Below are 20162 nucleotides of genomic sequence, written 5' to 3'. Positions count from 1 at the left end.
TCAATAACGTTTTATCGGCAGCATCCTGACGAAGGTTCCGTGCCGCAGCTTCGCGCGGCCTACCCGACCACCGCCGCGTAGTTCTCCGGCTTGAAGCCGACCAGCAGCTTGCCGCGAACTTCAAGAACGGGACGCTTGATCATGGACGGCTGAGCAAGCATCAGTGCCATCGCCTTCTTCTCTGTGAGGTTGGCCTTGTCGGCATCCGGCAACTTCCGGAATGTGGTGCCGGCCCGGTTCAGCAAGGTTTCCCAGCCGACGGTCTTGCTCCAGCGCGCAAGGCGGTCCTTGTCGATGCCGGCGGTCTTGTAGTCGTGAAAACTGTAGTCGACACCATGCTTGTCCAGCCACGCGCGCGCTTTCTTCATCGTGTCGCAGTTCTTGATGCCGTAGATGGTGATGGGCAAGCTCAATCCCTCGCATTTCTGAAACAGGATTTAGCGCTGTAGCGGCCAGCGCGCGAGATGATTGTGCACTCCCTGGCCGACAAGGCTGTGCACGAAAACGAAATCGGTCACGGTCCAGCCGAGCGATTCAATCGGGTGCTCGTCCACCAGCCGCCTGTCGTAAAGCAACGTCATATGCGGTGTGAAATGCCGCGTCACCCACCGGCCAAGGCCAGCTCTTGTGATGGCCTCACCCACGGCGCGGTGAAGCCCCAGCAGCGGGATAACGTCCCCGCCTGCCCGCAGTACAAAGGGCCTTGCCTTTTTCCTGCTGGTGAAGCTCAGGGCACGATCAAAGCTGATCTCGAACGGCGGCATTGAAACTGCCGGTGCCGCCGCGCAAACCGTCTCCATGAGTTTCCGGGGCAAACCGTTGTATGAGCCGAGATAGTGCAGCGTGACATGGAGCCGCCTCGGCGAAAGCGGCTCGCCTCTCAATCCGTGACGGGCACGAAGCTCCGGAATCAGGTTGCTGATGCGATCAGCCATACTCGCCGGCGGCACCACGGCCAGGAACAATCCGTCCGTAGGCTCATGCAAGAGCTGATGCTCAAATCCTTGAAAAACAAGCTGTTCGGGCACGATCTGAACCTGCTTGCGCAATAGAACAAACAACGAACATTGTTGATGCCGAAGTCCGAGATGCAAGGGGATTTTCGGGCTTGACGATGAGATCTTCCCATCGTATTTAAGCATCTACTTAAATACAGGTTGAGCCATGCCAGCAGACGCTCTCGACATGACCTTCAAGGCTCTCGCCGATCCCACGCGGCGCGCGATCCTCGCCCGCCTCGCGCTTGGCGAGACCTCCGTGCAGGAACTGGCGAAGCCGTTCGACATGAGCCTCCCCGCCGTCTCCCAGCACCTGAAAGTTCTGGAGACCGCAGGCCTCGTCACGCGCGGGCGCACGGCCCAGTGGCGGCCATGCCGCCTCGAACCCAAGGCGCTGAAGGAAGCGACCGAATGGCTCGATCAATATCGGCGGTTCTGGGAGGAGAGCTTCGGCAAGCTCGATCTGTATTTGAAAGACATCCAGTCAAAGGAAACAGACTCATGACAGCGGCGACTCTCAAAGTCAGGGCAAGCTCACCGGCCGATCAGCCCACCATCACCATGGAACGCGAATTCGATGCTCCGCCGGATGTGCTGTTCCGCGCCTTCACCGAGGCCGAGGCGTTGAAGGCCTGGTACGGCCCCAATGGCTTCACCATCACGGTTCTCGCGATGGACTTTCGCGTCGGCGGCCTGTTCCGCTTCACCATGCATGGTCCGGACGGCACCGATTATCCGAACCGCATCGAGTATCGCGACATCACGCCGGCAGAACGCCTCGACTATCGCCACGGTTCGGACATCGACAACGATCCGAACGCATTCGAGGTCACGACCACCTTCAAGGCACTTGGCCCAAAGCGGACGCTGCTGACCAGGACGTCAGTCTTCCCGTCCATCGAGGCGCGCAATGCCGTCATGAAGTTCGGTGCGGTCGAACTCGGCATGCAGACGCTGGAAAAGCTGGCTGCCTATGTAAAGGGGTAACGCGGTCCCGAACAACGCCGCCGGTGACGCGCAAGCGTCATCGGCGGCGTTACGCTGTTTGAAATGCAAGACCGCGATTGCCGAATCTGGCGTAGAGTAAATCCATATATCCGCTGGGGAAGCGAAGATGGAATTTACCGCGCTATTTCTGGCCGCAGCGATCGTGATGTGTGTCGCGTGGCGCGGCTCGCGAGCGCTTGCAATGTCCCTGTTAGGCGTGCTGCTGATCGCGTGCGTCGCGACTTACCTTCATCACGCAACCGACACGCTCAAGCTGTCGTTCTGAGGCGCATCGCATGTCCCCGGAACGCGCCGTCACCCTCAACGCCCTCGGCCTCTACGGTGTTGCTGCGGTGCTCGCCGCGGCGTTTGCCGCGCAGTTCATGCTGAACGAACTGCCCTGCCCGCTGTGCCTGCTTCAGCGCATCATGTTCGCGGCACTCGCCATCGGGCCGATGCTGAACATCCGCTTCGGGCCACGGCCCAGCCACTACGCACTGTCGCTGCTGGCCGCGCTTGTCGGAGCGATGGTTTCGACGCGTCAGGTTCTGTTGCACATCATGCCCGGTGACGCCGGCTACGGCTCGGCGCTGTTCGGCTATCATTACTATACGTGGGCGCTGCTGGGATTCATTGTGGCCATCGCAATGATCGCCATCGCCCTGCTGTTCGACAGGCAGTTCGAGAAGCAGGAATCCGTGCCGCCTGCGATGACCACCTTCGCGCACACGGCGGTGTGGCTGGTCATCGGGCTGACGGCGCTGAATGTGATCTCGACACTGCTGGAATGCGGCCTCAGTGCGTGCGCCGACAACCCGGTCGTCTATGAGTTGCTGAAACGCTGACGCGGGCTCTCGCCCGCATCAGCGTTAGCTATTACTTCTCGACCTGAGACACATCGCGAACGGCGCCGCGCGACGCGTTGGTCGTCAGCGCCGCGTAAGCGCGCAACGCAGGCGACACCACGCGCTGCCGGTCGACGGGCTTCCAGGCCGCACTGCCCTTGGCTTCCATCGCCGCGCGACGAGCAGCAAGCACGGCATCGTCAAGCTCGACGCTGATGATGCGGTTCGGGATATCGATCAGGATCGGATCGCCGGTCTCCACGAGACCAATCAATCCGCCTTCAGCCGCTTCCGGCGACACGTGGCCGATCGAAAGGCCCGAGCTTCCACCCGAGAACCGGCCGTCGGTCACCAGCGCGCACACCTTGCCGAGGCCTTTCGACTTCAGATAGCTGGTCGGATACAGCATCTCCTGCATACCCGGACCACCCTTCGGGCCTTCGTAACGCACGACGACCACCTCGCCGGGCTTCACGCGGTTGCCGAGAATGCCGGACACCGCGTCATCCTGGCTTTCGAAGACATGCGCCGTGCCGCGGAACGTCAGGATCGATTCATCCACGCCGGCGGTCTTCACGATGCAACCTTCCGGCGCGATGTTGCCGAACAGCACGGCAAGTCCGCCGTCCTTCGAGAACGGATGCTCAGCCGAGCGGATGACGCCCTTCTGGCGATCGGTGTCCAGTTCGTCCCACCGCGCGGACTGGCTGAAAGCGACCTGCGTCGGCACGCCGCCGGGCGCGGCGCGGAAGAAATTACGCACCGACTCGCTGTTGGTGCGTCCGATGTCCCAGCGGTTGAGCGCATCGGCCATGGTCGGCGCATGCACGGTCGGCAGACTGGTATCGATCAGCTTGGCGCGTTCGAGTTCGCCGAGAATCGCCATCACGCCACCGGCGCGATGCACGTCTTCCATGTGAACGTCGTTCTTCGCCGGCGCGACCTTGCAGAGGCACGGCACGCGGCGCGACAGCCGGTCGATGTCGGCCATGGTGAAATCGACCTCGCCTTCCTGCGCGGCAGCCAGAAGATGCAGCACGGTGTTGGTCGAGCCGCCCATGGCGATGTCGAGGCTCATCGCGTTCTCGAATGCTGCATAGTTCGCAATCGTGCGCGGCAGTGCGCTCGCATCGTCCTGCTCGTACCAGCGGCGCGCAAGATCAACGATCACATGGCCCGCTTCCCGGAACAGCCGCTCACGATCGGCATGGGTCGCCAGCACCGAACCATTGCCCGGCAGCGACAGGCCCAGCGCTTCGGTCAAACAGTTCATCGAGTTCGCGGTGAACATGCCCGAGCACGATCCGCAGGTCGGACACGCCGAGCGCTCGACCGCCGCGACTTCCTGATCGGTGTAGCTGTCGTCGGCGGCCACGATCATCGCATCGATCAGATCGACCGAACGCTTGGCGCCTTTCACGACGACTTTGCCGGCTTCCATCGGTCCACCGGAGACGAACACGGTCGGGATGTTCAGCCGCATCGCCGCCATCAGCATGCCGGGCGTGATCTTGTCGCAGTTGGAAATGCACACCAGCGCGTCGGCGCAATGCGCGTTGACCATGTACTCGACCGCGTCGGCGATCAGTTCGCGGCTCGGCAATGAGTAGAGCATGCCGCTGTGGCCCATCGCGATGCCGTCATCGACGGCGATGGTGTTGAATTCCTTGGCGACGCCGCCCGCCGCTTCGATCTCGCCAGCCACGAGCTGCCCGAGATCCTTCAGATGCACATGGCCCGGCACGAACTGGGTGAAGCTGTTGGCGATGGCGATGATCGGCTTGCCGAAATCCGCATCCTTCATGCCCGTCGCACGCCAGAGGCCGCGGGCGCCGGCCATGTTGCGGCCGTGGGTGGAGGTTCTGGAGCGGTATGCCGGCATGGTTGTTCCCTCTTTTATTGGAACGGTTCCAATAATGGGGTTCTTTGATCCTGTAAAATATATTATTCAGGGAAAAATAGGTCACTCAGAGTATTAATAGTGGATACCCGGCAACTCAGGCATTTCGTTACCGTCGCGGACACCCTGCATTTCGGACGAGCCGCCGAGCGGCTCGGCATGACCCAGCCCCCGCTCAGCCAATCCATCATGGCCATGGAGCGCGAACTCGGCGCGCCGCTGTTCGTGCGGACCAAACGCAGCGTGGCGCTGACACCGTTCGGGGCGGAATGGCTGCCCCATGTGCGCGCCGCGCTCGATGGCGTAAACACCCTGCCCGAGATCGCGCATCAATTGCGCGACGGCACCGCCGGTCGTCTGGCGCTCTCCTTCGTCAGCACCGCCGACTACAGCATCCTGCCGCTGCTGGTGCGCCGCTATGCTTCGCTCTATCCCAACGTCGAAATCTCGCTGACGGAAGCCACCAGCAATGTGCAGATCGCAAACCTGCTCGAGGGCGACGGCCATGTCGGTCTGGTGATCCCGCCGCCGAACGCGGGGTTGCCCAAACCGCTCTCCTATCTGCCACTCGTCACCGAGCCGCTGGTCGCAGCCGTGCCGGAGAGCTGGATTGCCGATGGTACGCTGTCGCTGTCGGCGGATCGGCTCGCGCCGGAATCTGTCGTGAGCGCACCGCTCATCATCTTTCCACGGCAGAGCGCGCCGGCCTTCCACGATCTTGTCACCGAGTATTACACGGCACATGGTGGACAGGCGCGGATCGCGCAGGAGGCGATCCAGATGCAGACCATCATCAGTCTTGTCTCCGCCGGAATGGGAATCGCGCTCGTGCCTGCCTCGCTGCGCAACCTCGCGCGAACCGGCGTCCGCTATGTCGATCTGGCGGGTGACGCGCCGATCCTGGAAACCGGAATCACATGGCGCACTGGAGACACCACGCCGACCATCGAGCGCTTTGTCAGCATCGCACGCGAGATAGCGGGCGCGGTTTGATCAGATCGCCTGCGCTCCGCGATAGCGCGCGAACACGCGTTGCCCGTCGGCCGAAAAGAGAACCACATCATATGTCTCGGGCGGACTTCCCTCGACCTCCATGCCCGGAGATCCGGTCGGCATGCCGCCAACGGCCAGGCCTTTCGCCTGCGGTTTTTCGGCAAGCAGCCGTTTGATCGCATCGGCCGGCACATGCCCTTCGATGGCATAGCCGCCGATTTCGGCCGTGTGACAGGAGGAAAGCTCCAGAGGCACGCCAAGTTTTGTCTTGAGCGGTGCGACGTCGGCAGACTGGATTTCATCGACTGCAAAACCTGCCGCCTTCACATGTGCGATCCAGCCGCCGCAGCAGCCGCATGCAGGATCCCGGGTCACGGTCATCCGGGGAAGCCCTTCGGCTGCATGCGAATAACGCGTCAGCACCAGCCATGCCGCCACGGGCAATGCTCCCGCCAACACCGCGCGCCGTGTCGAAATCGTCATCAATCCATTCCTCGTCTGCCGTGGCGCGCGCCGCGCGCGATCATGCCCGCAAGAATACCGGGAACAGTCGGCATCATCCAATCAAGGATCGGTTAGGTTACCGGCCGAAGATCAGCTTCAGCCACGGCGCAAGATGGAACGCACTCATCAGCCCGTACATCGCGGCCATGCCGCCGAACGATGTGCCGTGCGCGCACATAAACGCCGGAGCGCTTTCATCGGCAACACCCGTCAGCAGCGCCATGACCGCGCAGGTCGGCGCGGCCGCAAGGCTCAGCCACTCGCCTGCCCGGAACGCGCCTGCGTTCCGGGGCGCATCCGAACAGGTCGCGCTCATGTCGCCGCACCGTTGTCTTTATTGCGGAACGCTTCCTCGCCGGCATCGGATACGGCAATCCATTTCGGATCGGGCGCGGCGCCCGGAACATAACTGTCGTTCCAGTTCCACCACTTGTAGGGCCGTTCCTGCGGATAACCTCGTGGCGAATCTTCCCACGCTTCCTGACGCCCGAGCGCGGTCATATCGAGATAGCTCCACACCGTGCCCATCGCCTCATCGCCGCGCGTGTTGATGAAGTAGGTGCGGAAGATGCGGTCGCCATCGCGAATGAAGGCGTTGTGGCCATGCCACAGATCGACACCGAAATCGGCATCGAAACTGTCGGTGATGGTCACCCACGGGATATGCTCCCAGCCCATCCGCGCTTTCAGGCGCGTGATATCGGCCTGCGGGGCACGCGAGGCATAGACGAGCGTGGTGTCGCGCGCGTTGAGATGGACCGGATTGGAAACCTGATCGGCTCCGAGCGAACAGCCGATGCAGGCATGCTCCGGCCAACCATGCACGCCGGGCTCGAAGAACGCGCGATAGACGATCAACTGGCGGCGGCCCTGAAACAGGTCGAGCAGGCTCATTTTGCCGTTCGGCCCGTCGAACGCGTATGTCTTCTCCACGGCCATCCATGGCATCCGCCGGCGCTCTGCGGCCAGCGCGTCACGGGCGCGCGTCTGGGCCTTCTCCTTGACCAGAAGCCGCTCGCGCGCAGCCTCCCATTCTTCTGCCGAAACAACAGGTGGCGTGTTCATGGCGTTCTGTCCTTCTTTCCGGGGCGTCTCAGGTGAGGTAATCGTGGTCATCGGAACCTCCGAATGGCTCGTGTCTTCGGAACGCAACGCCGTTCACCGCCGATCGTTCGTGCTCGGGGACAGACTTAAGGTCGGATGTGGAAACGGTGGGAGTGACAAGTTTGGCGGGATTCCGATGGACTCGCTGATCACGGCTGCAGCCCGCGCGCTCGCAACGGGAGATCCTCTCGGAGCACTGAACCGGGTCGCGCTGCGCAACGATCCGCCAGCCCTTGCGCTCCGGGGCCTTGCAATGGCTCAGCTCGGCGACCTCGCCAAGGCACGAACGCTTCTGCAAAGGGCCGCGCGTGCGTTCGGCCCGAAGGAGGCCGTGGCGCGCGCCAGATGTGTCGTTGCCGAGGCCGAGATCGCGCTGGTCTCGCGCGACGTGGTTTCCGGTCATCTCGGCTGGCCCGTGAAGGCGCTCGACAGCGCCCGTACGGTTCTTGAACAGCACGGCGACTGGGTCAATGCAGCCCACGCGCGGCACCTCGAGATCAGGCGTCTTCTTCTGATTGGGCGACTCGACCAGGCCGAGCACGCGATCGCCGAACTCGACCCCGCTCCCCTCCCGCCCGCATGGCGCGCGGCGCATGAACTGACCGTAGCGGGAATCGCGATGCGGAGAATTCGCACAAAAGAAGCTCGCGCAGCGCTGGTGAGAGCCGAACGCGCGGCACGCGAGGCCCACATTCCCGCGCTGCTGGCGGAAGTCGACAGCGCGTCCCGCGTGTTGAAGACGCCGGCGGCACGTATGATCGCGCATGGCGAAGAGCGTTTTCTCCTGCTCGAAGACGTCGAAAGGCTGCTCACCTCGAAAACGCTCATCGTGGATGCCGCGCGTTATGCCGTACGCAGCGCGGGCACGAGCGTCTCGCTCGCGGGGCGTCCGGTGCTGTTCGCGCTTGCCCGCGCGCTCGCTGAAGCGTGGCCGCAAGACGCCCCTCGAAGCGTGCTGCTCGCGCGCGCCTTCAGGGCGAAGCACGCCGATGACTCCCATCGTGCGAGGCTGCGCGTTGAGATCGGGCGGCTTCGCAAGGCGCTGCGGCCGCTGGCGGACATCACCGCGACCAAGGACGGGTTCGCGCTGGCGCCACTCAGCGCGCGCGATGTGGCCGTGCTGGCGACGCCGGTCGAAGAGGATCACGGATCGGTGCTGGCTTTTCTCGCCGACGGCGAGTCGTGGTCGAGTTCGGCGCTCGCCCTCGCGCTCGGCGCCAGCCAGCGCACTGTGCAGCGCGCGCTCGATGAACTCGCGGACGCCGGCAAGGTGCAATCATTCGGCCGTGCCCGCGCGCGCCGCTGGATGACCCCGCCGGTCGCCGGATTCACGACGACATTGTTACTCCCTGCAGCCCTGCCGGGTGATTAGGTTGCGATCGTCAAAGCAACGGAGATGCAGAAAATGAAACGCGCGGCAGCAGAAATCCTTCACGAATACGGCCCCTTTCCCGGCGCAGAGGACGTGCACGGCGTGACCTTCGACGGCCGGAATGTCTGGTTCGCGTCCGGCGACCGGCTGAACGCTTTTGACCCGCAGAGCGGCAAGCCTGTGCGGACCATCGACGTCCCCGCGCATGCGGGCACGGCCTTCGACGGACGCCATCTGTTCCAGATCTTCGAAAGGAACATCCGCAAGATCGACCCGGCCTCCGGGCGCGTGCTTGCGACCATCCCCGCGCCCGGCGACGGCGGCGATTCAGGAATGGCGTGGGCCGAAGGCTCACTCTGGGTCGGACAGTATCGCGAGAAGAAGATTCATCAGATCGACCCCGAGACGGGCGCCATCATCCGCACCATTGAATCGAACCGCTTTGTCACCGGCGTCACCTGGGTCGACGGCGAACTCTGGCACGGCGTGTGGGAAGGCGACGACAGCGCGCTGCGGCGGATCGATCCGCAGACCGGCGAGGTTTTCGAAGAACTCACGCTGCCGGCGGGAACGGGAGTTTCAGGCCTTGAATCCGACGGCAAGGATCAACTGTTCTGCGGCGGCGGAAAGAGCGGAAAGCTGCGCGCCGTGCGCCGGCCGAAGCGAAGCGCAGGCAAGTAAACGAGCGAAAGTTGAGCGGCGGAAATTCCGGCGCCTGCGCCTATCGCCTGATACAACTCACTCGGGCATAGCGAAACGAATTTGACGCGTTCCGATCGGAGCGCCGGTTGCACGGTCGATCGTAACGGGATCGATCTCCGTCCCGATCTCAGCATCGAAGAACCGGGTTACACCGTCCTTGTTACGGTGCTTTCGTCCCCACGCGCTGATCGCAAACAACACCGGCAGGAAGTCCCTGCCCGCCTGAGTCAGGACGTATTCATCGCGCGGCGGCCGCTCCGAATAGCGCCGCTTCTCCAGCAGTCCGTCATCCGTAAGCGCCGAAAGCCGGCGGGTCAGGATCGTGGGAGCGATCCCAAGGCTTTTGCGGAACTCATCGAAGCGCGTCAGCCCCCCATGGGCATCCCGCAGGATCAGCATGCTCCATGCGTCCCCCACCAGCGCGAGGCTGCGGGCGATCAGGCAGGGCTGGTCTGAAAGATTCTGCATATCGATATCTTTTTGATAGTGACTTACTTTCGAAATGATAGTAACTCGTTTTGCATCGATATTCCACAACAAACTGAACGCAGAGTGGAGAGCCAGCGATGACGAAGCCTGTCGGCAACCTCGGGCCGGGCGTGCGCTACGCCGACGCCCCCAACCTCTCCATCAATGTTGGGGGAACTGCTTTTGCCTATCGTGATCTCGGTCCGCGCGGCGGCATCCCTCTGGTTTTGCTCAACCATTGGGGCGCGGTTCTGGACAATTTCGACCCGAGGATCGTCGACGGACTCGCCAGCAGATATCGCGTGATTGCGACCGACTACCGGGGCATCGGCGGATCAGGCGGAACAGCGCCGGTGACTATTGATGAAATGGCGCGGGACACGATTGCCCTGATCGACGCGCTTGGCTTCAGGCAGGTCGATCTGCTGGGCTTTTCACTGGGTGGGTTCGTGGCGCAGGATGTCGCGCTGAAAGCTCCCGGCCTTGTCCGAAAACTTATCCTGACCGGCACTGGTCCGGCGGGAGGCGAAGGTATCGACAAGGTCGGATCGGTATCCTGGCCACTGATCGTCAAGGGCATGCTGACGTTCCAGGATCCGAAGTTCTACCTGTTCTTCACCTCGACAGCGAATGGCCATCGCGCCGCGAAAGCCTTTCTGGCCCGGCTGAAGGAGCGCAAGATGGAACGCGACAAGGAGCCCACTCCCCGCGCTTTCCTGCGGCAACTCAAGGCGATCAAAGGCTGGGGCCGGCAGCCGCCTCAGAATCTTGCCGCCATCAAAATCCCGGTCCTGATCGCCAACGGCGACAACGACATCATGGTTCCGACCGTGAACAGCATCGACATGGCGCGGCGCATCTCCGGGGCCGAGCTGGTGATCTACGAAGACGCCGGACATGGCGGCATCTTCCAGCATCACGAAGCCTTCGTGAAAAAGGCTCTTTCCTTCCTTGGCGCCTGACGCCGCTGCTAACTCTTAAGGAGATAACCATGAAGGCGTTCGTCGTTGAGAAGTACAAAAAGAAGGGTCCTCTGCGCCTGACCGATCGGCCGGAACCGGACGTGCGGGAGAATGATGTGCTGGTCGAGGTTCACGCCACGGCCGTGAATCTTCTGGATTCCAAAATCCGGGATGGAGAGTTCAAGCTCATCCTTCCCTATCGTCCACCTTTCATCCTCGGACACGATGTCGCCGGAACGGTTGTCAGGGCCGGATCGAAGGTCAAGCGTTTCAAGGTTGGCGACAACGTTTACGCGCGGCCACGCGATCATCGGATCGGTACGTTTGCCGAACTCATCGCCATCGACGAAGCCGACGTGGCACTGAAGCCGGCGAACGTCAGCATGGAAGAAGCCGCGTCTCTTCCGTTGGTCGGGTTGACCGCGTGGCAGGCGCTGGTTGAGGTCGGCAAGGTAAAACCGGGACAGAGAGTGTTCATCCAGGCCGGCTCCGGCGGTGTCGGAACTTTTGCCATCCAACTCGCCAAGCATCTCGGCGCGACAGTGGCGACCACGACGAGCGCGAAAAATATGGAGATGGTCAAGAGTCTGGGGGCAGACGTGGTCATCGACTACAAGACGCAGGACTTCGAGAAAATCCTGTCGGGCTACGATCTCGTCCTGAACAGTCAGGATCCAGACACGCTCGAAAAATCCCTTCGCGTGGTGAAGCCGGGTGGCCTGCTCATTTCAATTTCCGGTCCACCGGACCCTGCGTTCGCCAAGGCGCTGGGATTGAATCCGTTCCTGAAGCTGGTGCTGCGCCTGTTAAGCCGCGGCGTGAGAAGTAAAGCCAGGAAGCTCGGGATAAATTATTCCTTCCTGTTCATGCGCGCAGATGGGCAGCAGCTAGGTGAGATTACGCGTCTGATCGAATCCGGCGCGGTTCGCCCTGTCGTTGACAAGGTGTTCCCGTTTGAGAAGACCGGCGACGCGCTGGTCTACGTCGAGACCGGACGCGCAAAAGGCAAGGTGGCGATCACGGTGAAATAAACGCACCACAAACGATCGGCAAGGTGCACGTCCACCGAAACGACGCGCGAAGACCGCTAAACCGCTTCGGCCTTGATCGGCATATCTCGCTTCATTTCTTGCGTTGCGGATAAATCGTTTCGCCGCGCTTGAGCATCGCGACGAACGCCTCGATCTTTTTCTTCCGCCCGGCTTCGGTCTTCATGTTGTGAGTGCGGAACGCCAGCGCGAAGCGATTCTGCGCACTGAGTTTCGCCAGCATCGCCTTGGCTTTCGGCTCGGCGTCGATGGCTTCCTGAAGATCGGCGGGGATTTTCATCTCCTTGCCGCTCTTGTAGGCGCGATCCCAGCGCCCATCCGCTTTCGCGGCTTCGACCTGCTTCAGGCCGTGCTCGGTCATCATTCCTTCTTTGATGAGCCGTGCGACATTGTCGACATTGATCTGGCTCCAGGTGCCCTTCTTGCTGCGCGGCGAGTAGCGCTGCAGAAAGCTCAGGTCATCGAAACCCTTGCGCTGGCCGTCGATCCAGCCCCAGCACAACACGACATCGATGGCCTCTTTGGGCGTAATCGACTTGAGCCCCGAATCCACCTTGTGAATCTTGATCCAGATTTCGTCGCTCTTGTCGTGATACCTGGCGAGCCACTTGTGAAAGCTCTCGGCGTCCTTGAACGCGCGAACCTTTTCGGGATCAACGATGACTGGCGCCATGGGTTCGCCCGCTCTCCGCCGCTTATCGGCCCCTCATTCCCACTCGATCGTGCCCGGCGGTTTGCTCGTGACATCGTAGACCACGCGGTTGACGCCCTTCACCTCGTTGATGATGCGGGTCGCGGTTTCGCCCAAAAACTTCATGTCGAACGGATAGAAGTCCGCGGTCATGCCGTCGGTGGATGTCACTGCACGCAGGCCGACCACATACTCATAGGTGCGGCCGTCACCCATCACGCCGACGGTCTTCACCGGCAGCAGCACCGCGAATGCCTGCCAGATGGTGTCGTAAAGACCCGCCTTGCGGATCTGGTCGATATACACCGCATCGGCTTCGCGCAGGATATCGAGCTTCTCGCAGGTGATCTCGCCGGGGCAGCGGATCGCAAGCCCCGGACCCGGAAACGGATGGCGTCCCACGAACACGTCCGGCAGACCGAGTTCGCGGCCCAGCGCGCGCACCTCGTCCTTGAAGAGTTCGCGCAAGGGCTCGACCAGCTTCATGTTCATGCGCGCGGGCAGGCCGCCGACATTGTGATGCGACTTGATCGTCACCGACGGGCCGCCGGTGAACGAGACGCTTTCGATCACGTCGGGATAGAGCGTGCCCTGGGCCAGGAAATCCGCGCCGCCGATCTTCTTGGCTTCCTCATCGAACACATCGATGAACAGGCGGCCAATGGTCTTGCGCTTCACTTCCGGATCGGTGACGCCTTCAAGCTCTCCGAGGAAGGTCTTCGAGGCATCCACGTGAACCAGCGGAATGTTGTAATGATGCCGGAACAGATCGACGACGGTCTTGGCCTCGTCCTTGCGCAGCATGCCATGATCGACAAACACGCAGGTGAGCTGATCGCCGATGGCTTCGTGGATCAGGATCGCCGCGACGGATGAGTCCACGCCACCGGAAAGGCCGCAGATCACCCTGCCCTTGCCGACCTGCGCGCGGATCTTCTCGACCGCTTCCTCGCGGAAGGCGCGCATGGTCCAGTCGCCGGTGAGGCCAGCGACCTTACGCACGAAATTCTTGATCAGTTTCGCACCGTCCGGCGTATGTACCACCTCGGGATGAAACTGCATCGCGTAGAACTTGCGCTTGTCGTCGGCGATGACCGAGATCGGCGACCCCGGCGCTTTCGCCACGCCGCGAAAACCGTCCGGCAATTTGGTGACGCGATCACCATGGCTCATCCAGACGTAATGCTTTTCGCCGACCTTCCAGACATCCTCGAACAGCGCGCAGTTATCAGTGACTTCGATCAGCGCGCGGCCGAACTCGCGGTGATGACCGGCCTCGACAGTGCCGCCGAGCTGCTGCGCCATGGTCTGCTCGCCGTAGCAGATGCCGAGCACCGGAACGCCCGCCGTCAGGATCGACATCGGTGCCGACGGCGCATCCTGATCGAGCACCGAAGCCGGTCCGCCGGAGAGGATCACAGCTTTTGGCTTCATCTCCCTGAAGGCGGCTTCGGCCTTCTGGAACGGCACGATCTCGGAATAAACACCCTCCTCACGGACGCGCCGCGCGATGAGCTGCGTCACCTGGGAGCCGAAATCGACGATGAGAATCTTCTCGTGAGCGGCCGCCACGTCGGGCGTCGCTGGGGCGGTCTGGCTGTGTGCTGTCATGGAGAGGAAATACGCGACGGGGGGCGGAGTCGCAACCCGGCAAAGCATGCACGCCGATGCAATCCACCCATCAAAAAGCCTCCGGTTGACTTGCCGAAATATAGGTCAATAATACTGACCTAATTACAAGCCGGGAGAGAAACGTGCAAGCCTTGGAGAAGACGCTCGAACAAAGGACCGCCTTCGCGGACACCTGGATCGCCGCCTGGAACACCCGGGACCTCGACAATGTTCTCGCGCTTTACGCTGATGACAGCGAGATGGTTTCCGACAAGATCATCAAGCTCGGTCTCGACCAGAACGGCCGGCTACGCGGCAAGGAGAATCTGCGCACCTATTGGGGACGCGCCCTGCCCCTGCGTCCGAAGCTTCATTTCACGCTGATCAACGCGTTCGTCAGTCCGGACAGCCTTGTCGTGTTCTATCGCGACGAGCTTGGACACCAGATCTGCGAGTACCTGCGCGTGAATGCCGACGGCAAGATCGTTCAGGGATCAGCCAACCACATTCACGGCTGACAGGAGTTAGGTCCGGCGCGTCAGGACCGACACAAAGAACCCGTCCGTCCCGGTGCGGCGCGGGGTCATCAGCAGGCCCTCGTCCGACTGGATCGTCGCGGCGGCAAAGTCATCCGCCTTGTCCCAGAGCACGGACATCACCTGCGAAGGCGGCACCACCTCGTAATCGGGATGGCGCGTGGTGAAAGCTTTCACCTGCTCGTTGTTTTCCTGTGGCAAAACAGAACAGGTGATATAGGCGATCCGCCCGCCGGGCTTCACCAATCCCGCTGCACGATCAAGCACCTCACGCTGGTCCTTGATCCGAACCTCGAGCGCGCCGGGGCGCATCCGCCATTTCGCATCGGGGTTGCGCCGCCACGTGCCGGTACCGGTGCACGGCGCGTCGATCACCACAAGATCGGCGGATGCCTTGATGTCGGACAGCGTATCGTCCGCGCCCCTCGGCGTGCGCACATCCACATTGTGAATGCCCGCCCGCGACAGCCGCTCGTGGATCGGCGCAAGCTGCCGCTTGTCGTGATCCGTAGCAATGAGCCGGCCCTTGCCCTGCATCATCGCCGCGAGGGCCAGCGTCTTACCGCCCGCGCCGGCGCACATGTCGATCACCTGCTCGCCCGGCTTCGCGCCGGTCAGGAAGGCTGCGAGTTGCGAGCCTTCGTCCTGCACTTCGACGCCGCCCTTGATGAAAGCCTCTTCGGAATGGATGCCGGGATTGCGCGCATCGGCGCCAAGATCGATCCGCACGCCCCATGGCGACCAGGGTGTGGCTCTCGCGCCAAGATGCTTCATCGAGGCCAGCACCTTCTCGTGCTTTGCCTTCAGCGTGTTGACCCGCAGATCGAGCGGCGCGCGGCTGGCCATCGCGGTGGTTTCCTCCACACGCGTATCACCGAACACGGCGGCGAATTGAGCATCGAGCCATTCGGGGTAATCGCCCGCGACATGCGCCGGCGCATCCTTCAGCGTCCGCGATGTAAGCGCGGCGCGCTCATGATCCGTCAGCGGCTCCGGTGCGAAACGGCCGCCATCGCACAGTGCCGCGACGGCATCGGCGTTGAGTCCGCGCTCCAGCTTGAGCATGCCGAGCAGCCGCGCGCGCGGCGTGTCGGCATCCATCAGCCATGCCGACGACGCCCTGCGGCGGAGCACATCGAACACCAGTCCCGCGATGGCGGCACGGTCTCCAGATCCCGCGAAGCGATGCGCGGTGCCCCAGTCCTTCAGCGCGTTCGGCGCGGGGATGCGCTGCGCGTCGATCGCTGCGAGAATCTCAATGGCTGCGGACAGCCGCGCGGCAGGCGTCATCGTGGTCTTTCAGGCATGCAAGATCAGAGAACAGACGCCTGACCTAGCCGCGTCTCAGATGAGAAACAAGACGCGAATGGCGAAATACAGCCACATGGCCAGCAGGACCAGCGCCCCTGAGATGAAAAACAGCGATCCGCGCGCATTCGCAGTGGTGACCAGAAATCCGGCCTGAAACACCTGCAGCGCCACGAACACCCAGGCCAACAAGACCATGATCAGGTCGGCATGCCGGGTCTCGATCGCCAGCACGACCACCACATAAAACAGCGTGTGGAGATGATAACCGAACCAGTCCCCATCCACGGCAGGCCTTGACCCATCGCGCCCGCGCCAGAACAGGACAAGCAATGTCAGGCCGACCAGAACGAATGTCGGCAGCAGAATCATCTGAATCATCATTTGAAATACCCCAAAATTCAGCGCAGCCCGCGCCTGAGCAGCCTCTGCCCGCCAGGAAAATCATTCCCGGCGGACTGTGAACCTGTCCACAGACAACGACGACCAATGCTCAGAAGTTCCATTTTCAGGGTCAGACCGGGTGCTGAGATGACCGACACAACAAAGGGCATGACAACTCTCCGCAGCGTCGCCGTGCGCAGCCTCGGCGTCGTTCTCATGATCGGAGCACTGGCTGCCGGCGCCTTCAGCCTGCGCACTGCGGCGCTGACGCATCTCGGCGTCATGGCCAGGGCGCCGGCCGTGGAATTTGAAATCCGGCTGCCGCCAGCCATGGCCAGAACCGACCTGAAGCGCGATGCGCAGGTCGAACTCCTGACCGATCTCAACCAGACGCTCGCTCAGCTCGACGGCGACCTGCGTGCGACCGAAGACGGACGCGCCGTGCTCCGCGGCCACGTCCCGCTGAAGTTCCGCACCTCGGAGCGCATGGTCATCCTTAGCCTGCCCGGCGAGGCGCAGCGCGCCTTCAAGCTGCGGCTGCCGCCGAACCCCAGCCCGTCCGACGAGTTCGGCCCGTGGCACATGGTCGATCGCGTCATTTCCGGCGCGCGCTCTGAGACGGCACGAGGAATGCCGGACGACACCTTCGCTATCCGTTACCGCGTGCTGTGAGGCACCGGCGCCAGAATTTCATGACCGAAGCATTTGCACGACGATATTTTCAACTCGGACTCACTTCAATCACCTAAAAATTTTCCAATTTTCTCCGCGCGTTTTAAACGTACTGCATAAATTCATCAGCCATCTCACTGACATGCGCAGCGTGTAGTTTGCTCCACAAAGGAGTCACGCCATGTCCAGCTTAAAGCCCAGCTTCCGCCTGACCCAGATCACCGATACGCATCTCGGCGCAAGGTTTCCCGAGTTCGTCGAAAACTTTCATCGCGTAAGTCAACACATCGACGACAACCGGCCCGATCTCGTCATCAACAGCGGTGACGTCGCCTTCGACGGGCCGGATCATCCGGACGATCTCGATTTCGCAAAAGCCCTTCACGACGCACTGCCCGTCGATTGCCGGTATCTTCCGGGCAATCACGACATCGGCGACAATCCGACGATGGTCGGCGAGCAGCCGGCACAGCGCGCGTCCGAGGCTAACCGGCAGAATTTCATCGCGGCGTTCGGCGAGGATCACTGGCAGTTCGACGCCGCAGGCTGGTGCTTCATCGGATTGAACTCGCTGGTGATGAACACCTCACTATCCTGCGAGGCCGAACAGCGCGAATGGCTCGCCGGGCAATTGTCCGCAGCGCGGGGCAAGCCTGTGGCGCTGTTCATTCACAAGCCGCTGTACAAGGACTCTCCCGGCGATGAAGAGATCTCGGCGACATCGTTCCGCTATGTGCCGATGCCCGCGCGCAGCGATCTGGTGACGATGTTCGGCGGCGCAGACCTGCGGCTGGTCGCCTGCGGCCATGTCCATCAGCGCCGGGACTTCACCTTCGGCAACGTGCGGCACATCTGGGCGCCGTCGACGTCATTCGTGATCCGGTCCAACGCGAAGCAGGAACTGATCGGCATCAAGGAAACCGGGCTGGTGGAATATGTCTTCCAGCCGGACGGTTTTGAAGTTCGCCACGTTCGCGCGGCGGGACAGATCAATCTCGATCTGTTTTCGGTGCCGGAGCCCTCGACGGTGGCGTGACCTTGAATGTCTGAACTGAAATACCGCATTCGATGCACATGCGATGCAACTCCCTCTCCCGTGGGGAGAGGGTTGGGGTGAGGGCGTAGAATCTATCGAGAGAGCGTACCCCCTCACCCGGATCGCAAGAGCGATCCGACCTCTCCCCACGGGAGAGGTGAAGCCGCGTTAAACCTTGTCGGGCCCGACGCGCACGAGTTGCTTGCCGAAGTTCGCGCCCTTGAGCAGGCCCATGAACGCCTCCGGCGCGCTCTCGATACCTTCGGTGACGAACTCCTTGTGCTTGAGCTTGCCTTCCTTGAGCCACTGCGACATGTCGCGGATGAAATCCGGAAACATCGCCGCGAAGTCGCTGACGATGAAACCGCGGAATGTCAGGCGCTTCACCAAGATGGCGCGCATGATCGAATTCGCCCAGGGTGGCGTCGGCGTGTCCTTGCCGAAGATGGTGTTGTAATCGGCGATCAGTCCACACACCGGAATCCGCGCGAACGGATTCAATAGCGGAAACACCGTATCGAACACCTTGCCGCCGACGTTCTCGAAGTAAACGTCGATGCCCTTCGGACAGGCCTCCTTCAGCTTGGCCTTCAGGTCCGGATCGCGATGGTCGAGGCAGTCGTCGAAGCCGAGTTCGTTCTTGACGTAATCGCACTTGTCCTTGCCGCCCGCGATGCCGACAGCGCGCGCGCCCTTGATCTTCGCAATCTGACCAACCGCCGAACCCACCGCACCCGACGCAGCAGCGACCACCACCGTTTCGCCCGCCTTCGGCTTGCCGATTTCGAGCAGGCCGGTGTAGGCGGTCATGCCGGGCATGCCGAGCACACCCACAGCGGTCGAGATCGGCGCGATCTTCGGATCGATCTTGCGCAGCCCCTTGCCATCCGACACCGCGTACTGTTGCCAGCCCGAATGCGCGAGCACGATGTCGCCCTTGGCAAAGCCGGGATTGTTCGACGCAACCACCTCGGCCACCGTGCCGCCTTCCATCACGCCGTCGATCGGCACTGGCGCGGAGTACGACGGCCCGTCGCTCATGCGGCCGCGCATGTAAGGATCGAGAGACAGCCAGATCGTGCGCAGCAGGAGCTGCCCCTCGCCCGGTGCCGGCACCGGATAATCCTCAAGGCGAAAATCGCTCGGCTTGGGTTCGCCGACGGGACGGGACGCGAGCACGATACGCTTGGCTGACTGGGACATGTTGTTTCCTCGGTTTATGAACGTGGACGTTATTTAGCCGAGAGGACCGCGCATTGCCATGTGCACAAACGCGAGAGGAGCGGCATGGCATCCATACCGCTCCTCCCGTTTAAAACAGAATCTATATGGCGAGGCCGATGCCGTCAGGCCGTGAGCTTGGCCAGCGCCTTGTCGAACGCCGCTGCCGCGCTCGTCAGGTCCTTGAATGCGAGGCCGCTATCCGCCGCCTGCTTTTGCTTGTCCGTGGCGGTCGGGCGGATTTCGGCCACCGGCCTGCCGCCATCGAGAAATGCCTGCGGCGCGATCACATGAAATTCGTGATCTTCCGCCGGTGCATCCTTGAGGAGAAACACCCCGAGATACGCCGTGCTGTCGCCGCGGCGATAGGAAATGTAGCGCTCGATGGCGACCGATCCGTCGCGCTGCATGCCGCCGAGCTTGGCGTAGCCTTTCGAGTCCAGCAGCCGGTGCGCCTTGAAGCCTTTCACGCCTTCCGACCTCGCTTTCGCCGTCTCCTCGGACAGATCGTATTTGGCCGCCATCTCCTTGCCGACTTCGGCAAGCTGTTCCGACACCGAGTGCTCGAACTCCTTTAGCTCCGAGCGCGGCTTCGATGCCTTGCGCGGCTTGGCGGCGTTGCGCTTCTCAAGCTCAGCCTTGCACTTATCGGCGACATCCGCGACCGACCTGCGCTCAGCGTTGACCAGCAGGTTTTTCAGATCCTGATCGGAGAGCGCGGTAATCCTGTCGTCTGTCCAGTCAACCATGATGTTCTTCTTTTCTGAAATGTTGGGCACATTGCGGCCGGTCCGGCCGGTTCAATGGACGTGAGGCGTT

25 protein-coding genes are annotated in these 20162 nt (G+C 62.1%); 12 read left to right on the top strand and 13 right to left on the bottom strand.

All coding sequences use genetic code 11. The features are described from left to right. Positions 1-59: 59 nt before the first annotated feature. Both AC1Q67_RS18970 and AC1Q67_RS18965 read right to left on the bottom strand, forming a co-directional pair. Positions 60-407, bottom strand: coding sequence for an ArsC family reductase (locus AC1Q67_RS18970; RefSeq protein WP_024574670.1), 348 nt, complete (start codon positions 405-407; stop codon positions 60-62). Positions 408-437: 30 nt separating this feature from the next. Beyond that, complete coding sequence (locus AC1Q67_RS18965) at positions 438-986, bottom strand: 2'-5' RNA ligase family protein (RefSeq protein ID WP_492236775.1); 549 nt, start codon at positions 984-986, stop codon at positions 438-440. A gap of 178 nt (positions 987-1164) precedes the next feature. Between AC1Q67_RS18965 and AC1Q67_RS18960 the strand changes: the two genes are divergently transcribed. The 4 genes from AC1Q67_RS18960 to AC1Q67_RS18945 all read left to right on the top strand — a co-directional run bounded on the left by AC1Q67_RS18960 (position 1165) and on the right by AC1Q67_RS18945 (position 2830). Further along, entirely contained in the window at positions 1165-1503 is a 339-nt protein-coding gene (locus tag AC1Q67_RS18960) for an ArsR/SmtB family transcription factor (protein ID WP_492236776.1), read from the top strand. Continuing rightward, complete coding sequence (locus tag AC1Q67_RS18955; protein WP_492236777.1) at positions 1500-1985, top strand: SRPBCC family protein; 486 nt, start codon at positions 1500-1502, stop codon at positions 1983-1985. Before AC1Q67_RS18960 ends, AC1Q67_RS18955 begins: the two co-directional genes overlap by 4 nt. Positions 1986-2112: 127 nt before the next feature. After that, entirely contained in the window at positions 2113-2271 is a 159-nt protein-coding gene (locus tag AC1Q67_RS18950) for a DUF5993 family protein (RefSeq protein WP_492236778.1), read from the top strand. Between the two features lie 10 nt (positions 2272-2281). Continuing rightward, entirely contained in the window at positions 2282-2830 is a 549-nt protein-coding gene (locus AC1Q67_RS18945) for a disulfide bond formation protein B (protein ID WP_492236779.1), read from the top strand. A gap of 31 nt (positions 2831-2861) precedes the next feature. Here the strand turns inward: AC1Q67_RS18945 and ilvD are convergent, their stop codons facing one another. Continuing rightward, positions 2862-4712, bottom strand: a complete 1851-nt coding sequence (gene ilvD / locus AC1Q67_RS18940; protein ID WP_492236780.1) for a dihydroxy-acid dehydratase — start codon at positions 4710-4712, stop codon at positions 2862-2864. Between the two features lie 99 nt (positions 4713-4811). Here ilvD and AC1Q67_RS18935 point away from each other — a divergent pair, with 99 nt between their 5' ends. Continuing rightward, positions 4812-5723: a LysR family transcriptional regulator gene (locus tag AC1Q67_RS18935; protein WP_492236781.1), complete on the top strand. Its 912-nt coding sequence runs from the start codon at positions 4812-4814 to the stop codon at positions 5721-5723. Here AC1Q67_RS18935 and AC1Q67_RS18930 read toward each other — a convergent pair whose 3' ends face one another. The 3 genes from AC1Q67_RS18930 to AC1Q67_RS18920 form a co-directional block, all read right to left on the bottom strand. Next, positions 5724-6206 (bottom strand): DUF411 domain-containing protein, encoded by a 483-nt coding sequence (locus AC1Q67_RS18930; RefSeq protein ID WP_492236782.1) that lies wholly within the window; start codon positions 6204-6206, stop codon positions 5724-5726. Positions 6207-6303: 97 nt separating this feature from the next. Further along, positions 6304-6543, bottom strand: a complete 240-nt coding sequence (locus tag AC1Q67_RS18925) for a hypothetical protein (protein ID WP_024574662.1) — start codon at positions 6541-6543, stop codon at positions 6304-6306. Further along, entirely contained in the window at positions 6540-7343 is an 804-nt protein-coding gene (locus AC1Q67_RS18920) for a DUF899 domain-containing protein (RefSeq protein ID WP_492236783.1), read from the bottom strand. The genes AC1Q67_RS18925 and AC1Q67_RS18920 overlap by 4 nt, the downstream gene beginning before the upstream one ends. A gap of 124 nt (positions 7344-7467) precedes the next feature. Here AC1Q67_RS18920 and AC1Q67_RS18915 point away from each other — a divergent pair, with 124 nt between their 5' ends. Both AC1Q67_RS18915 and AC1Q67_RS18910 read left to right on the top strand, forming a co-directional pair. Next, positions 7468-8703 carry a helix-turn-helix domain-containing protein gene (locus tag AC1Q67_RS18915; RefSeq protein WP_492236784.1) on the top strand — a complete coding sequence of 412 codons (1236 nt, stop codon included), beginning with the start codon at positions 7468-7470 and terminating at the stop codon, positions 8701-8703. A gap of 33 nt (positions 8704-8736) precedes the next feature. Further along, complete coding sequence (locus tag AC1Q67_RS18910; protein WP_492236785.1) at positions 8737-9384, top strand: Vgb family protein; 648 nt, start codon at positions 8737-8739, stop codon at positions 9382-9384. A gap of 57 nt (positions 9385-9441) precedes the next feature. Here the strand turns inward: AC1Q67_RS18910 and AC1Q67_RS18905 are convergent, their stop codons facing one another. Next, the gene (locus AC1Q67_RS18905) at positions 9442-9873 is read right to left on the bottom strand and encodes a winged helix-turn-helix transcriptional regulator (protein WP_024574658.1); all 432 of its coding nucleotides are present in this window, start codon (positions 9871-9873) and stop codon (positions 9442-9444) included. Positions 9874-9971: 98 nt separating this feature from the next. On the opposite strand from AC1Q67_RS18905, the gene AC1Q67_RS18900 reads away from it, so the two are divergent. Continuing rightward, positions 9972-10835, top strand: coding sequence for an alpha/beta fold hydrolase (locus tag AC1Q67_RS18900; protein WP_492236786.1), 864 nt, complete (start codon positions 9972-9974; stop codon positions 10833-10835). Positions 10836-10864: 29 nt separating this feature from the next. Beyond that, complete coding sequence (locus AC1Q67_RS18895) at positions 10865-11866, top strand: NADP-dependent oxidoreductase (RefSeq protein ID WP_492236787.1); 1002 nt, start codon at positions 10865-10867, stop codon at positions 11864-11866. Between the two features lie 91 nt (positions 11867-11957). On the opposite strand, the gene AC1Q67_RS18890 is transcribed toward AC1Q67_RS18895, so the two are convergent. Beyond that, positions 11958-12557: a YdeI/OmpD-associated family protein gene (locus AC1Q67_RS18890; RefSeq protein WP_492236788.1), complete on the bottom strand. Its 600-nt coding sequence runs from the start codon at positions 12555-12557 to the stop codon at positions 11958-11960. A 33-nt stretch (positions 12558-12590) separates the two neighbouring features. Next, positions 12591-14186: a glutamine-hydrolyzing GMP synthase gene (gene guaA / locus AC1Q67_RS18885; protein WP_492236789.1), complete on the bottom strand. Its 1596-nt coding sequence runs from the start codon at positions 14184-14186 to the stop codon at positions 12591-12593. 143 nt (positions 14187-14329) lie between these two features. Between guaA and AC1Q67_RS18880 the strand changes: the two genes are divergently transcribed. Then, positions 14330-14704, top strand: coding sequence for a nuclear transport factor 2 family protein (locus AC1Q67_RS18880; protein ID WP_024574653.1), 375 nt, complete (start codon positions 14330-14332; stop codon positions 14702-14704). 6 nt (positions 14705-14710) lie between these two features. Here AC1Q67_RS18880 and AC1Q67_RS18875 read toward each other — a convergent pair whose 3' ends face one another. Then, complete coding sequence (locus tag AC1Q67_RS18875; RefSeq protein ID WP_492236790.1) at positions 14711-16012, bottom strand: RsmB/NOP family class I SAM-dependent RNA methyltransferase; 1302 nt, start codon at positions 16010-16012, stop codon at positions 14711-14713. Between the two features lie 54 nt (positions 16013-16066). Then, positions 16067-16414, bottom strand: a complete 348-nt coding sequence (locus tag AC1Q67_RS18870) for a hypothetical protein (protein WP_492236791.1) — start codon at positions 16412-16414, stop codon at positions 16067-16069. 147 nt (positions 16415-16561) lie between these two features. Between AC1Q67_RS18870 and AC1Q67_RS18865 the strand changes: the two genes are divergently transcribed. Both AC1Q67_RS18865 and AC1Q67_RS18860 read left to right on the top strand, forming a co-directional pair. Continuing rightward, entirely contained in the window at positions 16562-17086 is a 525-nt protein-coding gene (locus AC1Q67_RS18865) for a hypothetical protein (protein ID WP_492236792.1), read from the top strand. 181 nt (positions 17087-17267) lie between these two features. Further along, positions 17268-18122, top strand: a complete 855-nt coding sequence (locus AC1Q67_RS18860; protein ID WP_492236793.1) for a metallophosphoesterase family protein — start codon at positions 17268-17270, stop codon at positions 18120-18122. Between the two features lie 168 nt (positions 18123-18290). Here AC1Q67_RS18860 and curA read toward each other — a convergent pair whose 3' ends face one another. Next, a complete protein-coding gene (gene curA, locus AC1Q67_RS18855) occupies positions 18291-19325 on the bottom strand; it encodes an NADPH-dependent curcumin/dihydrocurcumin reductase (protein ID WP_492236794.1) in 1035 nt (344 codons plus the stop codon). 143 nt (positions 19326-19468) lie between these two features. Then, positions 19469-20092, bottom strand: coding sequence for a hypothetical protein (locus tag AC1Q67_RS18850; protein WP_024574647.1), 624 nt, complete (start codon positions 20090-20092; stop codon positions 19469-19471). Between the last annotated feature and the right edge of the window lie 70 nt (positions 20093-20162).

It is taken from the genome of Afipia sp. GW823-FHT06G09 (genome assembly GCF_058794875.1).
Note: the sequence above shows the minus strand (reverse complement) of the source record. Positions and strands in the feature narration are given on the sequence as shown.

Coding starts and splice junctions, on each gene's coding strand:
- AC1Q67_RS18915 (WP_492236784.1), top strand. CDS start 7,468: ATGGACTCGCTGATCACGGCTGCAGCCCGCGCGCTCGCAACGGGAGAT.
- AC1Q67_RS18960 (WP_492236776.1), top strand. CDS start 1,165: ATGCCAGCAGACGCTCTCGACATGACCTTCAAGGCTCTCGCCGATCCC.
- AC1Q67_RS18955 (WP_492236777.1), top strand. CDS start 1,500: ATGACAGCGGCGACTCTCAAAGTCAGGGCAAGCTCACCGGCCGATCAG.
- AC1Q67_RS18875 (WP_492236790.1), bottom strand. CDS start 16,012: ATGACGCCTGCCGCGCGGCTGTCCGCAGCCATTGAGATTCTCGCAGCG.
- ilvD (WP_492236780.1), bottom strand. CDS start 4,712: ATGCCGGCATACCGCTCCAGAACCTCCACCCACGGCCGCAACATGGCC.
- AC1Q67_RS18920 (WP_492236783.1), bottom strand. CDS start 7,343: ATGACCACGATTACCTCACCTGAGACGCCCCGGAAAGAAGGACAGAAC.
- guaA (WP_492236789.1), bottom strand. CDS start 14,186: ATGACAGCACACAGCCAGACCGCCCCAGCGACGCCCGACGTGGCGGCC.
- AC1Q67_RS18865 (WP_492236792.1), top strand. CDS start 16,562: ATGACCGACACAACAAAGGGCATGACAACTCTCCGCAGCGTCGCCGTG.
- AC1Q67_RS18860 (WP_492236793.1), top strand. CDS start 17,268: ATGTCCAGCTTAAAGCCCAGCTTCCGCCTGACCCAGATCACCGATACG.
- AC1Q67_RS18945 (WP_492236779.1), top strand. CDS start 2,282: ATGTCCCCGGAACGCGCCGTCACCCTCAACGCCCTCGGCCTCTACGGT.
- AC1Q67_RS18925 (WP_024574662.1), bottom strand. CDS start 6,543: ATGAGCGCGACCTGTTCGGATGCGCCCCGGAACGCAGGCGCGTTCCGG.
- AC1Q67_RS18895 (WP_492236787.1), top strand. CDS start 10,865: ATGAAGGCGTTCGTCGTTGAGAAGTACAAAAAGAAGGGTCCTCTGCGC.
- AC1Q67_RS18870 (WP_492236791.1), bottom strand. CDS start 16,414: ATGATGATTCAGATGATTCTGCTGCCGACATTCGTTCTGGTCGGCCTG.
- AC1Q67_RS18930 (WP_492236782.1), bottom strand. CDS start 6,206: ATGACGATTTCGACACGGCGCGCGGTGTTGGCGGGAGCATTGCCCGTG.
- AC1Q67_RS18905 (WP_024574658.1), bottom strand. CDS start 9,873: ATGCAGAATCTTTCAGACCAGCCCTGCCTGATCGCCCGCAGCCTCGCG.
- AC1Q67_RS18850 (WP_024574647.1), bottom strand. CDS start 20,092: ATGGTTGACTGGACAGACGACAGGATTACCGCGCTCTCCGATCAGGAT.
- curA (WP_492236794.1), bottom strand. CDS start 19,325: ATGTCCCAGTCAGCCAAGCGTATCGTGCTCGCGTCCCGTCCCGTCGGC.
- AC1Q67_RS18890 (WP_492236788.1), bottom strand. CDS start 12,557: ATGGCGCCAGTCATCGTTGATCCCGAAAAGGTTCGCGCGTTCAAGGAC.
- AC1Q67_RS18950 (WP_492236778.1), top strand. CDS start 2,113: ATGGAATTTACCGCGCTATTTCTGGCCGCAGCGATCGTGATGTGTGTC.
- AC1Q67_RS18910 (WP_492236785.1), top strand. CDS start 8,737: ATGAAACGCGCGGCAGCAGAAATCCTTCACGAATACGGCCCCTTTCCC.
- AC1Q67_RS18900 (WP_492236786.1), top strand. CDS start 9,972: ATGACGAAGCCTGTCGGCAACCTCGGGCCGGGCGTGCGCTACGCCGAC.